Source organism: Brevundimonas aveniformis DSM 17977 (assembly GCF_000428765.1).
In the GTDB taxonomy this organism is placed as follows: Bacteria; Pseudomonadota; Alphaproteobacteria; order Caulobacterales; family Caulobacteraceae; genus Brevundimonas; species Brevundimonas aveniformis.
Map to the genome: position 1 here is coordinate 420,742 of NZ_AUAO01000002.1, position 13,120 is coordinate 433,861.

General features: G+C 61.9%; 10 protein-coding genes. 5 read left to right on the forward strand and 5 right to left on the reverse strand.

What is annotated here, in order from left to right:
- Window positions 1-17 precede the first annotated feature (17 nt).
- Both G391_RS0107400 and G391_RS0107405 read right to left on the reverse strand, forming a co-directional pair.
- Window positions 18-1,142 carry a hypothetical protein gene (locus tag G391_RS0107400; RefSeq protein ID WP_029086954.1) on the reverse strand — a complete coding sequence of 375 codons (1,125 nt, stop codon included), beginning with the start codon at window positions 1,140-1,142 and terminating at the stop codon, window positions 18-20.
- A gap of 195 nt (window positions 1,143-1,337) precedes the next feature.
- Entirely contained in the window at window positions 1,338-1,766 is a 429-nt protein-coding gene (locus G391_RS0107405) for a hypothetical protein (RefSeq protein ID WP_156893879.1), read from the reverse strand.
- Between the two features lie 623 nt (window positions 1,767-2,389).
- On the opposite strand from G391_RS0107405, the gene G391_RS0107410 reads away from it, so the two are divergent.
- The gene (locus G391_RS0107410; protein ID WP_029086956.1) at window positions 2,390-4,129 is read left to right on the forward strand and encodes a DUF6119 family protein; all 1,740 of its coding nucleotides are present in this window, start codon (window positions 2,390-2,392) and stop codon (window positions 4,127-4,129) included.
- A 130-nt stretch (window positions 4,130-4,259) separates the two neighbouring features.
- Here G391_RS0107410 and uvrB read toward each other — a convergent pair whose 3' ends face one another.
- Window positions 4,260-6,581: an excinuclease ABC subunit UvrB gene (gene uvrB, locus G391_RS0107415; protein WP_029086957.1), complete on the reverse strand. Its 2,322-nt coding sequence runs from the start codon at window positions 6,579-6,581 to the stop codon at window positions 4,260-4,262.
- Between the two features lie 224 nt (window positions 6,582-6,805).
- On the opposite strand from uvrB, the gene G391_RS0107420 reads away from it, so the two are divergent.
- Window positions 6,806-10,060: a hypothetical protein gene (locus tag G391_RS0107420; protein ID WP_156893880.1), complete on the forward strand. Its 3,255-nt coding sequence runs from the start codon at window positions 6,806-6,808 to the stop codon at window positions 10,058-10,060.
- Window positions 10,061-10,111: 51 nt separating this feature from the next.
- On the forward strand, window positions 10,112-10,861 hold the full coding sequence (locus G391_RS0107425; protein WP_035303972.1) for an extensin family protein: 750 nt from the start codon (window positions 10,112-10,114) through the stop codon (window positions 10,859-10,861).
- Here G391_RS0107425 and G391_RS0107430 read toward each other — a convergent pair.
- Window positions 10,858-11,352 (reverse strand): MarR family winged helix-turn-helix transcriptional regulator, encoded by a 495-nt coding sequence (locus tag G391_RS0107430; RefSeq protein WP_029086960.1) that lies wholly within the window; start codon window positions 11,350-11,352, stop codon window positions 10,858-10,860. The two genes, G391_RS0107425 and G391_RS0107430, sit on opposite strands and share 4 nt — an antisense overlap.
- Before the next feature lie 91 nt (window positions 11,353-11,443).
- Between G391_RS0107430 and G391_RS0107435 the strand changes: the two genes are divergently transcribed.
- On the forward strand, window positions 11,444-12,271 hold the full coding sequence (locus G391_RS0107435; protein WP_051257213.1) for an MBL fold metallo-hydrolase: 828 nt from the start codon (window positions 11,444-11,446) through the stop codon (window positions 12,269-12,271).
- A 14-nt stretch (window positions 12,272-12,285) separates the two neighbouring features.
- The gene (locus tag G391_RS14210) at window positions 12,286-12,726 is read left to right on the forward strand and encodes a cupin domain-containing protein (protein ID WP_425393390.1); all 441 of its coding nucleotides are present in this window, start codon (window positions 12,286-12,288) and stop codon (window positions 12,724-12,726) included.
- A 36-nt stretch (window positions 12,727-12,762) separates the two neighbouring features.
- Here G391_RS14210 and G391_RS0107445 read toward each other — a convergent pair whose 3' ends face one another.
- The gene (locus G391_RS0107445) at window positions 12,763-13,110 is read right to left on the reverse strand and encodes a DUF1428 domain-containing protein (protein WP_029086962.1); all 348 of its coding nucleotides are present in this window, start codon (window positions 13,108-13,110) and stop codon (window positions 12,763-12,765) included.
- Window positions 13,111-13,120: the final 10 nt, after the last annotated feature.

Sequence of the window (13,120 nt, forward strand, 5' to 3'; positions counted from 1 at the left end):
CCTCCGCCGCCGGTGCCTCACGCCGCCACCCAGCCCGGCCGGGTCCGCGCCTGGTCCGGCACCTCCTTGGAAAATACCCGTGCCGCGGCGTCCGCCTCAGCCCACAGCGGCGGGTCGGTCGGCAGGCCCACCGCCGCCCGCCATTCGTCCCGGTGCCGGCGCAGCGACCGCGCGTCGATCTCCTCCTCCGGCCTCAGCCGCCCGTCCTCGTCCCAGACATCGGCCGCCCACGGCTCGGCGCGAAAGTGCTCGAAATCAGCCCGTGCCGCCGCCTCGCCCAGCACCTGGGCTCGCCATGGGAACGCAAACCCGCGCCGCCAAGGCTTGACCTCATCCACCGCCGCCGGATCCTCGCCCAGGGCCGCGCTCGCGATCCACCGGGCCTGGCGGCGCACCTCGGCCTCATAGACCCGGTACCACGTCAGCAACTCCGCCTCCTGCCCATACAGGTCCTTGGCATAGTGCTCCTGCGGCACGGGCCGATATCCCGTCAGCCGGCCCAGGCTCTCCGCCGCCCGGATCACCGCCTGCGCCTCGCGACCGCGCCCCTCGGCGATCAGCCGCGATGCCTCCGCCGCCGCCTGGCTCATCGCCCGTGCCGGGTGCCAGCTCATCCCCAGATCGAACCGTAGCTTGGCTGCCCCGGCCTGATCCGCCGCGCAGCTCGCGCCCACCATCGCCGCGTCCAGCTCCCCCCGTGCCGCCGCCAGCCGCGCCTCTTCATCCGGCCACGGCCCGTCCCCCAGCGCCGCCCGCTGCGCCTTGCGCGTCCAGCCCTCGTTGATCTGGCGCTTGCGCAGGTTATCGATCCCGATCCCGTACCGCTCGGCCACCACCGCCGCCGTCTCTCCCGCCAGATAGTCCCGTCGCGCCAGCGCCCAGGTCTGGGCACTCACAAACTTCTGCGGCGCAGGGGCGGGGGCGGAGAGGGGAGCCTGTTCCATCCCCCCAGTGTGCCCCCGGCGCGGAGGGCGGGGATAGGCCGGGCGTGGCGGCGGTGCCGATCCCTTGCCGGGCATGGCAAAACGAAGTTTGACCAGCGGGGATAAACGCCCTTCAAATCCACCGCTCACCCCGGCGGAGGCCGGGGCCCAGATGACAGAGCGCAGGCGCACGACCAGCCAGACCCAACGCTCCCTCATCCAGGCACAGAGCCATACGATCTGGGCCCCGGCCTCCGCCGGGGTGAGCGGTAGAGAGAGGGACCTGACGATCAACCCGCCCCATCCACCCCACCGACCTCCCTCTCCCGTGGGGAGAGGGCCGATGAGCCCCCCCCCCCCCCGGGGGGGGGGGCTGCGCGAAGGGTGAGGGGTCACCCTGTCAGGAAAAGCCCCTCAAGCCGCTCGCCGAAGCTCCCGCTCACAATCGATTGGCGATCCCGTCAGTTCGCCAGTCTGCTCGCTTCGAAAGGCGATTTGAAACTCGATCGGCCCATCCCGAAGGAGGCGATAAACCGGCGTCCCATCTACCATCAGCGAGACCAGCTCTCGGTCGAGAACCATCAGTCGGATTTCGCCTTCGGTCAGAGAGAACCCGCTTACCAAGAGACCCTGCGCTGTAGCCTGCTGGCAAAAATTCGCTAGCTCCATCCAGCCTTCTTTGCGCGCCGCCGATGCAGCAAGGCGAGGGTGCCGGATAGGGCTGGTGTAAGCGCAGACATGCTTGTCGAACCGCTCCCTACTATTGACGCTGAACGCGCCCTTCCGCGGCCACACCTGATAGACCATAGCGCCACAGCGGCATCGGGTGGCTTCTTCCGACATCCCGGGTTTCTTGCTTCGCATGCGGGCCCACTCCGCGAGGAACGTTGGCGAGTTCGAATGGCCCTGTCCCTGCCCAATCGGACAGTTGCAGCCAGGCCGGTGGTTGAATCCGCGACAGCTCATGTGCGCCTCCTAGACCTCCGAGTGCATCAGCCCACGACACGACGACAATTACGGTCATATCAAATCAACGGGTAGCTGTCGAACAAAGTGAGAACGCAAAATATGGGAAGGGAGGGACATAACCCGCGCCTTGGCCCAAACGTTGTCAAGCGGCGCGATCCCGCAGGCAGGGCAGAAGATGCTCGCCGCCGCCCAGTGCTCGCTAACGCCGCGAACGTTTTGGGGCGGGCTTGTGTAGAGCGCCTGATCCTCGGAGAGGCCGAGATGGCTCCAGGGCGGGTCGGAGGAGGGCGAGCGGCGAGGATGGGGGGACGGGCGTTAGGCGGCGGTTACCGCGGGTAGCCTCCCCATTACATAGCCCCGGTCACGCGGCTGCCTGGACGAAAGGTGTGTGTGTCCCTGATTTGGAACGTGCACAAGCCGACCGCAATCTAGAGTGGCGCGGGGCCTCCGGTTGGGTATATCGTTGTTCTGGAAAGTGGTGCCTAGGGCAAAAGAACATGACGGAATTCAAGCGGGTAACTCTCTACAAGATCAAGGAAGGCGCGGATTTTGCGGACTATCTCAAAGGCGAGCTGAAAGACTACGACAAGGTCGACCTTGAAGGTGAATTTGACGGCTACATAAAATTTCAGGATGCCGGCGGGGCGCAGAAGACCGAAGACGCCATTCCTTGGATGAAGTTTCTAAACTCCGGCTTCGAGGAGAAGCAGTACACGTTTTCAGCACGAAACAAGTTTCCGCGCGCGATCATGGCCCTTCGGATCGAACGCAATGATTTCGAGGATCTTCATTTCGTTGCAGCCTTCGGCCAGCACGGCGACAGCTTCCTGAATAAGGATCAGATCGTCTACGATTTCGGCATCAAAGTCGGGATGAACATCTGCGACGACGACGGCCTGCGTCGCATCCAAACGACAGCGCACGAGTCGATCAGTCGGCAAACAGAACGCCAGGCGAGCACCGGAGCATCTCTCGGCGTCTTCGGTATCAATTCCGAAGCGGAGTTCCTCAGAACGATTTCCGGCAGTGTGAAGCCCGATTACCGCGGGGCAATCGAGTCCTTCAAAGGCAAGGATTCGATCGTCATAAAATTCCCGAAGGACGGAGATGTAGATTGGTCGTACCTGGCAACACTCTGCCTGAAGCTTGAAGAGCGCTACAACTCGACTGACTACCGAGAGACCGCTTTCAAATCGTATGATGTCCTACGGCACGAGAACGACCCTCTTGTGATCGAAAGCCTCGACAAACTCCTCTGCGCCGACATCGTCGCCAAACGGTTTGATCGCATTCATCTAGCTCCTCCCGAGTTCGTTGAAGGAGAAGACCCGACTTACGCCTACGTCGAGATTAAAGACGACGATGATGATGCTCCGGCTACATACGAGGACCTACGCATTACCGAGCTCGTGGAAGTTCCTCGCCGACGACTGAAAGACCTTACCTCCGACACCATCAAGCGCTGGTCAATCTATCGCTACGATGCCGAGCAGACCAAAACCTACAAGCTCTGGAACGCCTACCGTTGTCTAGTGGCCGAGGTTGACCTGGATGGTCGCACATTCGTGCTGTCCAACGGACAATGGCGAGAGATTTCCGAAGAGCTCAAGAAGACCGTCGAAGACTATTTCGCTGAGAACGACATGGCGTTCGTTGCGGATTTTCTACCCGAAGGCATTAATATTTGGAGCGAAGAAAGGAAGGAGAATCGGGAAGAAGTTTACAATTTCAAGGCGGCGGAGTCTTGCGCAGAAATATACCTTCTCGACAAGGCCAAGTTAACAGTTGCTGGGCAGAAGAAGTACGAGGTTTGCGACCTTCTCCATTCAGGGAAGATGATCGTCCATGTCAAACGCTACTCGTCCGGCGCAGCTTCGATTAGCCACCTCTTCACGCAAGGCAAATTCTACGCCCACGCTTTCGCAACGGACACTCAGTGTCGAGCTGATATCACCGCCTGGATTGCTGACGATGCCGAACAGCCCAATGTCGATAAAGACAAAGCCTCATTCACTTTGATCGTGCCTGAGAAGAATAGCGACGTGGACGAGAAGGGCTACACCGTCGTGTTTTGCATCCTTCACGACCGCCCTGAATTTGCCATCGGTGATCTGCCTTTCATGTCCCGATACGAGCTCATGCTGAGCCACCGCTTCCTTACTCAGGACAGGAAGTTTAAAGTCGGCGTCGCTCTCCGAAACGTCGAATTAGGTGCGCCTGATGCTGATGTGTCTTGACCAGATGTATGCCAAGCGAGGGCTAGGCGCTATCGGTTCAGGCTCGCATTCGTCAGAAGTGCGGAGAGAATGCTCTCCCGGCGGTGTACCAATGCCCGCTGCTGGCGCTAAGCTGGCCTTCGCCGCGTGCCTACCGCCGCCCCTTCCTGAACGCCTCCGCCTTCTCCGCCGCCGCCTCGGCTCGCCACCGTTTCGGCGCTGACCGGTCCGCTTCCTCCCCGCTTCCCGTTAGCGCCTCATTCGCGAACTCCAGGTCGAGCAGCTTCATCCGCTTGATCTCGTCCCTCAGCCTGGCGGCTTCCTCGAACTCCAGGTTGGACGCCGCCTCGCGCATTCGCGTCTCCAGGTCCTTGAGGGCGGCCTGGAAGTTGGAGCCGACGAAGGGTTTGGCCTGTTCGGCGACGCCGGGCCTGGTCAGGCGGTCCATCTCGCGGCTTTCGTAGGGGCTGGCGAGGATGTCCTGGATGTCGCGCTTGACGCTTTCGGGGGTGATGCCGTGGGCGGTGTTGTAGGCCTCCTGCTTGTCGCGGCGGCGGTTGGTTTCGGCGATGGCGCGGTCCATCGAGCCGGTGATGCGGTCGGCGTACAGGATCACCCGGCCGTCGACGTTGCGGGCGGCGCGACCGATCGTCTGGATCAGGCTGGTCTCGGAGCGCAGGAAGCCCTCCTTGTCGGCGTCCAGAATAGCGACCAGGCCGCATTCGGGGATGTCCAGACCCTCGCGCAGCAGGTTGATGCCGATCAGGCAGTCAAAGGCGCCTAACCGAAGGTCGCGCAGGATCTCGATCCGCTCCAGGGTGTCGACGTCCGAGTGCATGTAGCGCACGCGGATGCCCTGTTCGTGCATATATTCGGTCAGGTCCTCGGCCATGCGCTTGGTCAGGGTGGTGACCAGGCTGCGATAGCCCTGGGCCGTGGTGTCCTTGACCTCGGCGATGACGTCGTCGACCTGATTGGCGGTGTCGGTGGTGACCGGGCGCACCTCGACCGGCGGGTCGATCAGGCCGGTGGGGCGGATGACCTGTTCGGTGAACACGCCGCCGGTCTGGTCCAGCTCCCACTGGCCGGGAGTGGCCGAGACATAGACCGTCTGGGGCCGCATGGCGTTCCACTCGTCGAACTTCAGCGGGCGGTTGTCGATACAGCTGGGCAGGCGGAAACCGTATTCCGCCAGCGTCGACTTGCGGCGGTAGTCGCCCCGGTACATGCCGTTGATCTGGCCGACGGTGACGTGGCTCTCGTCGACGAACAGCAGGGCGTTGTCGGGGATGTACTCAAAGAAGGTCGGCGGCGGCTCGCCGGGCGCGCGGCCGGTCAGCCAGCGGGAATAGTTCTCGATGCCGGCGCAGGAGCCGGTGGCCTCCATCATCTCCAGGTCGAAGCGGGTGCGCTGTTCGAGCCGCTGGGCCTCCAGCAGCTTGCCGTGCTCGATCATCCAGTCGAGCGTCTCCTTCAGCTCGGCCTTGATGCCGTTGACGGCCTGGTTGAGCGTCGGGCGCGGCGTCACATAGTGGCTGGCGGCATAGACCGTGACCTCCTTCAGGTCCGTGGTGGTCTTGCCGGTCAGGGGGTCGAACTCCTGAATGGATTCAATTTCGTCCCCGAACAGGCTGATGCGCCAGGCCCGGTCCTCCAGGTGGACGGGGAAGATCTCGATGGTGTCGCCGCGCTTCCTGAAGGTGCCCCGCTCGAACGCCTGATCGTTGCGCTTGTACTGCAGCGCCACCAGATCGGCCCTGAGCTTCGCTTCGTCGATCCGCTCCCCGACCCCCAGCTTGAACGTCATCGCCGTATAGGTCTCGACCGACCCGATCCCGTAGATGCAACTGACCGACGCCACAACAATGACATCATCACGCTCTAGTATAGCGCGAGTTGCCGCGTGGCGCATTCTGTCAATCTGTTCATTGATCGACGAATCTTTCTCAATATATGTATCAGTTCGGGGCACATATGCTTCGGGCTGATAATAATCGTAATAACTTACGAAATATTCGACCGCATTGTCGGGGAAAAAGGCTTTGAATTCGGAATAGAGCTGGGCCGCCAGGGTCTTGTTGTGAGCCAGGATCAGGGCCGGGCGCTGGGTGGCTTCGATGACCTTGGCCATGGTGAAGGTCTTGCCTGAGCCGGTGACGCCCAGCAGCACCTGGTCCCGCTCGCCCGCCTCGGCGGTGGCCACCAGTTCCGCGATGGCGGCGGGCTGATCGCCTGAGGGCTCGAACGACGACACCATGCGGAAGGGTTTGTGCCGGCTGGCGGCGGTCCGGTCCGGGCGGTGCGGAACCCAGCCCTCGGGGGCGCCCGGCGCCTCGTCCGGCGTCAGCCGCGGCCCGTCCGGCATCGGCGCAAACATGGGCATCCGCGCCATCGGATCAGCGCCCGCCGGGATAAAGGTCGCGGGAGCCTCGGACACGCCGGAGCCGGTCGGTTTGCGGGGAGAACGAGCCATGAACGCCAATGTAGGGCGGGGCGGGCGAAAGGGGTAGGGGGCTAGCCTCAGGCCGTTTCTGCGTACAAAGACCTAGTGATGCATGCCTGAGTTGTGGATGGAATGGCGCGTCGAGGGGAACAGAGCCAATGACCGATGATAGGCGGAGCACGCCTCAACTGCTCCAGGACGCCATGGCTAGTGGAGGCCGAATTGAGCCTCAAGGGTCTACCCGCGGCCTCCAGGTGGTCGACGGCCAGATTCCCCGGTTTCGGGCGGCGGCGTTCGAGATGGAGCCGAACTGGGAACCCCACTCAAGTCGAGAAGGGAGTCTCAGCTACCGCGATTTCGAGGGACTGAGTCTCTGGACGCGCGCTAAATTGGTCGGAGGTGTCGGCAAGAACAACGGCAATCCCGAGAAGCACGCGAAGGATCTGGAAGGGTGGCTTGATGCGGCAGATCTAAATCATGAGATCGTAGACGTCGAACCTGACGAGATAGAAGCCCTCCTGGCTCAGTTCCATTCGCCCTTTGACGGTATCCGGCACGACTTTCCGGCCGGGCGCTCGTTCCAGGTTGTAGGCTGCAGGATAGGAAAGACTGGACGGCCACTCAGATTGGGGAATCTGCGCGCGCCGATCAGCCTCAGCTTTATCGGGTGCATCTTTGAGGGTGGCCTCATCCTTCGCGAGGCCAGCATCGCGTCTCTTGATTTGTCCGGCTCGTCGTTCGCTCAACTTGATTTGAGCGGCCTCAAGGTCACCGGCCCTCTGTCGCTCGCCCGTAGCACCATACTCGCGCCCGCATCCCTTTCGGGCGTTCGAATCGGTGGCGATATGGATCTTAGTGATCTGCTGGCTGCGCCCGTTGGCGCTTATTCCCCCGAGGTTTCTGTCGCTCCCGATCGGGGGATGCTGGATTTGTCGCGTGCAATCGTGAGCAACGAAGTGTCGTTTGACCGGGCCCGCATATGGGGCGGGCTGTCCTGGAGGGGTGCGGAGTTTAAGCGGTCAGTCTTTGCCCGGGGGTGCACGTTTGTGTCGCCACTCGGCCTGCTCGAGCAATGGGCCTCCGACGTGAAGAAGAAAGGGGGAGGGACCGCGCTAGGCGCGGCACCGCAAGCCATGCAGGAAGGGGGGCAGGGGTCAGGAGGACCATCTGAGGTCGGCGAAAGGCACGGGCGCACCGGCCGTGCGGAGAGGATTGCAAAAGGTCTGCACAATCTTCCCGAAGCCACATCAGATCAGTCTGGGGCCGATCAAGGCGGTCAGGACGAGCGCCTATCAGAGATTGACGCGCGGATGAACCTGGAGGTCCTTGAGGGCTTTACGGCTTGGGACGTTCCGCCGGCGCGCGGGCTTATCAGGCATTCAGAACGGCAGCTTTCGCATGCCATTCGAGCCGACAATGTTTCACTGGCAGGGACACTTTTCCTCGAGCAGACCTTCGTGAGCGGTGTCCTCCGGGCCAAGTACGCTCGGATAGGCGGCAGCGTGAGGCTCGGAGACGCGGAGTTGCATCCAGCATCTGCGATTGTGGTTGAACTTGCCAAAGAGCGCGATGAAGAGGCGACGCGAAGCTGCCCCTCAGAGGTCGGACTTGGTGCCCTAGGCGTGTTCCTCGCGCTGCCCGAGGAATGGCGCCGCGCCCTCGAGCGCGAGGACCGGGTGATAGACTTAACCCAGGCCGTGATTGACGGCGATTTTTCTACGGAAGTCGGCGGCCACGCACCTGCCCTTTCCGCAACAGGCTATGAAGAATCCGGTCAGAAGTCTCCTGGTGGTGAGAATGAAGCCAAGAGTAATCAGGCCTCCACGTTAGTTTCGCACGGACGGCTAAAGCTCAAGGGAATTAGAATCGGCGGGTCGCTGATTTTGCGAGGAATGGAGTCGAACTGGCGGCCCGCGATCCAGTCAAATTTGCCGTCAGGTAACCGAGAAAATGAAGAGCCACATGTGAGCCGGACGGGCGGGCTAGATCAAAGTCGCATTAGAACATTGTTGGCCTCGGGGGTTCAGGTAGAGCGATCGCATCTTGAGGACGTTGCCGTAGATCTCGATCAGGCGAAGATTGGCGACGATGTGGATTTCCGAGAAAGCGAGAATTTGTGGGGGGTTCAACTCCAGAACGCCAAGGTCGGCGGCTCAATCTACTTCAGCGATAAGAGTAGCGCACGCCCCATAAATTCAGAACCGATTGAAACTGGAAAATCCAATATTGCTATCGTTTGTCACAAACGAGCCAAGGGACTCGGCGGTCGTTTAAACCTGCGTGGGTGCGACGTGGAAGGCGACGTGTTCCTTCTGTTTGGTCCAGCCTGTGGCCCCCAGATCAAAATGGAGCAAGCGACCATCTGCGGACGTTTGGACATCTATCCGCAAGCTAGCCCGGATCGCTCGCAGGGTGACGCCGAAGGAGATGAAGCGGCAATCGCGCACGTCGATCCTGGAATGTCGTCGCAGATTCCGGAAGGCCATGAGTACCGCTCGTTCCTGGAGGACCGAAGTCAAACCCATTGGCACATTGACCTAAGAAATGCTCGAGCAACTGTTTTCAGCCATGCGCCTGAGGCATGGCCCATTCCAGGAGCGCTCAGCCTCGATGGTTTCGTATACCTTGCGGTCGGCGCAATCGGTCCGCTGGCACCCCTCTCTCTTCAAGACCGTAAGTTTCTATTTAGTAAAGATGTTAGAAATGAAGAGATACGTCGGAATTATATCCTTGGATCAGTGTTCGTGGCGGCCATGGCGTTCATAGTTGCGGATTCAGGTTTCACTAGTTTTTTTAATTCTCTGTCGGCGCTAGCGTTATTGTTCTGGGTATTAGTTCCATGGGTCTTCGGGTACCTGACGGGTCCTAGATGGGGCCAAAATAAACCCTTGGCCCTGAGCTACCTTGCTCGCCAGCGACTGGAACACACTCGCTACCAGAATATCGTGACCGATTATGTGCCCCTGCAACCCTATGATGTTGCTACGCGAGCCATGCGTGAAGCAGGACGATATGTGTCAGCAAACATTGTTGAGGTGGACCGTCTGCGGCGGCGCGTTGATATGCTGTCTTACCGAATTCATGGCGCGACGAGACCCCTACTGGAATCGGTCTTCGCTGTCTCCAAGTTCGGGTTTTCGACGGAGCGGCTTGTAAGGTGTTTTATCCTCCCGCTGGTCGCCCTGACGTTCAGTATCGCCTGGGCAGGCTGGGAAGGCCAGATCGAACGACGACCCGAGACAGTGCAAGCTGAGTCGGTAGTCCCTTGTAGTCAAATCAATCCAGGGTTCCGTCTCGTGGACTCGTGTCCCGGCTTCCCCTTGGCGCTTGACTTGTTGACACCTGTTGACTTGGGGCAGGTCGAACTTTGGCGGGCTGCGGGCCGTTACTCTGGGTATGTGGAGGCTGCCCAGTTCTTAGTCCGGATCTACTCAGTCCTGTTCTTCTTGATCGTTGGCACAGCGCTTGTGACGCGGATGGAGGCGGTATTTTCAAAGGGTCGCGAATAGCGGCCCGCGCCCGTCGCTTGACGAATCACGCCCCTCGCGCGGTCATGGCGCATGATGCGCGTGTGGAGGCCTCTGACGACGCTCGCCGTGCTGGCGTTGCTCGCGGCATGCGGGGGGCCGAGATATGCGGTGCAGCCGGGGCCGGTCCAGCCGACCTGGCCGGGACGGCCCGCGGGTCCATCGAGCGGTGGCGAGGGACTGATCAATCAGCGCGTCGATGACCGGACGATGGACCGGATCACTGAGGCGGGCGGAGATTACGATCGCTGTTACGGCCAGTTGGCCGCCGCGCGGGTGGAGTTCAGTCCGATGCCGGATCGGGACGACGGCACCGGATGCGCCTATGTCGATGCCGGACTGGTGACGGTGGACTGGGGGACGGTGGCGCGTTTGTCACCGGAACGGCCCCTCTTGAGCTGTCCGGCGGCGCTGGCCATGTCGATCTGGCGGCGTCAGGTGGTCGAGCCGGCGGCGCGGGAGATCTTTGGCTCGGACGTGGTCCAGATTGACCTGATGGGTGCCTATTCGTGCCGCAACGTCAACGGAGCGGCGACGGGCCGGCGCAGCGCCCATGCGCGGGCCAATGCGCTGGATTTCGGCGGGGTGCGGCTGAGGAACGGGCGACGGATCACGGTGCTGGACGGCTGGTCCGGGGGCGGTGACGAGGCGCGGTTCCTGCGTCGGGTGCGCGACGAGAGCTGCCGGATCTACGGCACGGTGCTCTCGCCGGACTACAACGCCGCCCACGCCAATCACCTGCATCTGGAGATCCGCGAGGCGACCTGGACCATGTGCCGCTAATCCGTCTCTAAAGATGCGGCGAGCCTGGCTAACAGGTGCGCGAGCTGGTCGGCTTCGTCATCAGACAGGACCGATAGCAGGTCCTCTTCCAAAGCCATGTCGCGCCTGAACAAGGCTTCGGTGATGCTTCGACCTTTGGGCGTGAGCTCCACCAGCTTGGACCGTGCGTCGTCGGGTGAGGGCATGCGCTGAATCCATCCGGCCCTCTCGAGCCGCGACAGCCGGTCGGTCAAACCGCCGGACGATATCATCAGGGACTTGAAGAGCTCTGTCGGGCGCATTCGATAGGGCGCGCCTGAACGCAGAAGGGTCGCCAGGACGTCGAACTCCCCGCTGTCCAGGCCGTGCTCGGCGAACAAGGATTCAATGGCCGGTCGTACCGCCAGGGTGATCAGCCGCGCCCGTCCAAGAACCCCCATCCCCCTCGTGTCGAGATCCGGCAATTCCTTGCGCCATTCGGCCTGGCGCTGTCCGGTCCGGTCATTGTGCATTCAGCCCCCACAGGTGTCTTGACATCGAGATAAATGCGAATAACTTGACGCCAAGATAAATGGCCTCGCGGTCGATACAAGGAGAAATCAGATGGCCGCGAACGGCTCCCCCCTGAAGGCATGGACTTGCGAGGCCTGTGGCGTTCAACAGACGCCGTCGGTGACGTTCCCGCCCCGTTGTCCGATCTGTGAAGACGAACGCCAGTACGTCGGGTGGAGTGGCCAGAGGTGGCAGACACGCGAGATGCTGACCAACTCGCACCGCACGCAAGTCGAGGAGACGCATGGCGTTACCACCCTGGTTCTGGAACCTGCCTTCGCAATCAATCAGCGAGCGTTCCTTATCCCCACAGACGAAGGCCAGATTGTCTGGGAATGTCTGGCGGCGGTGACGTCGGACGCGGTCGCGGCCATCCGCGCACGCGGGCCGGTCAAGGCCATCGCGATTTCGCACCCGCATTTCTACGGCGCCATGGCTGATTGGGGCGAAGCCCTGGATGGTGCGCCCGTCTACGTCCATGCGGCGGACGAGGCCTGGCTACAGCGTCGTCCGGCTCATCTCAGGCTCTGGGAGGGAGATCAGCTGAACCTGGCCCCGAACGTGGACCTGGTGCGCCTGGGTAGCCATTTCGATGGCAGCGCCGGCCTGTGGTGGAAAACCGGGCCGCGCAGGGGCGGTGCCCTGTTCCCTGGCGACGCCGTGCAGGTGTCATCGGACCGGCGCTTCGCCTCGTTCATGTACAGCTATCCCAACCACCTGCCGCTCGGACCGAAAGCCTTGATGGAGCTTCGACGGCGGGTCGAGGCGATGAGCTTCGAGGACGTGTTCGGCTTCAATACCGGACGAGACATGATCGGGGACGCCCAGGCCAAACTCGCCGCATCCTTTGACCGATATTTGCGCGCTGTCGCTGCTTGATGAGGAGACGGATGATGTTGGAAGACAGAGTTTCTCTGGATCTCGAAACGATACCCTGGGTTCCGCTCCGAAAGGGCTTGTCCATGCGTCCCCTGCGGTTTGAACGGTCAGGATATTCGCTTCAACTGCGGTTGGAGCCGGGCACGCGGATCGGCCCGCACAGACATACGGGACCGGTTCATGCTCTCAATCTCACCGGGTCGCGGCGATTGATCGAGGCTGACGAGATCGTCGGACCGGGTGAGTTCGTCTATGAACCTGCCGGCAACTGCGACAGCTGGGAATGTCACGGCGACGCGCCCTGCATCATCCAGATCACCTTGCGAGGCCGGGTGGAATATCTGGACGAAGCGGGTGAGGTTATGGACTATTCCGACAGCGCCACCGCTGAGGCCGCCTATCGAGCGCATTGCGCCGGGGTTGGCCTGGAGGCGGACCGTCGGATCGTTGGCTAGCCCGTCGAATTGAAGTCGTGATCCAACTCCGACCTGCTAGCCCTCGGCGATGACGTCGAAGCCGCCGAAGATCATGCGCTTGCCGTCAAAGGGGAAGGTGCTGCTCTGCATACGTTCGTCCTGCATGAGCTTTTCCCAGCCGGCGTCGCGGGTGGCCTTGTCGGGCCAGGTGATCCAGCCGATGGCGACGGTCTCGCCGTCCTTGAGGGCGACGGCCTTCTTGAAGTCGGTCAGCTTGCCGTCGGGAACATCGGTCCCCCAGGTCTCGGTGACGGACAGGGCCCCGACCTCCTTGAACCAGGCGGTCGTCAGGGCCGAGTGCTCCAGATAGGCGGCCTGGCTTTCCGACGGAACGGGGATGGCCGTGATGTCGAGGTAGGGCATGGGGTCTCTC

Coding starts and splice junctions, on each gene's coding strand:
- G391_RS0107430 (WP_029086960.1), bottom strand. CDS start 11,352: ATGCACAATGACCGGACCGGACAGCGCCAGGCCGAATGGCGCAAGGAA.
- G391_RS0107410 (WP_029086956.1), top strand. CDS start 2,390: ATGACGGAATTCAAGCGGGTAACTCTCTACAAGATCAAGGAAGGCGCG.
- G391_RS0107435 (WP_051257213.1), top strand. CDS start 11,444: ATGGCCGCGAACGGCTCCCCCCTGAAGGCATGGACTTGCGAGGCCTGT.
- G391_RS0107405 (WP_156893879.1), bottom strand. CDS start 1,766: ATGTCGGAAGAAGCCACCCGATGCCGCTGTGGCGCTATGGTCTATCAG.
- G391_RS14210 (WP_425393390.1), top strand. CDS start 12,286: ATGTTGGAAGACAGAGTTTCTCTGGATCTCGAAACGATACCCTGGGTT.
- G391_RS0107445 (WP_029086962.1), bottom strand. CDS start 13,110: ATGCCCTACCTCGACATCACGGCCATCCCCGTTCCGTCGGAAAGCCAG.
- uvrB (WP_029086957.1), bottom strand. CDS start 6,581: ATGGCTCGTTCTCCCCGCAAACCGACCGGCTCCGGCGTGTCCGAGGCT.
- G391_RS0107425 (WP_035303972.1), top strand. CDS start 10,112: ATGATGCGCGTGTGGAGGCCTCTGACGACGCTCGCCGTGCTGGCGTTG.
- G391_RS0107400 (WP_029086954.1), bottom strand. CDS start 1,142: ATGAGGGAGCGTTGGGTCTGGCTGGTCGTGCGCCTGCGCTCTGTCATC.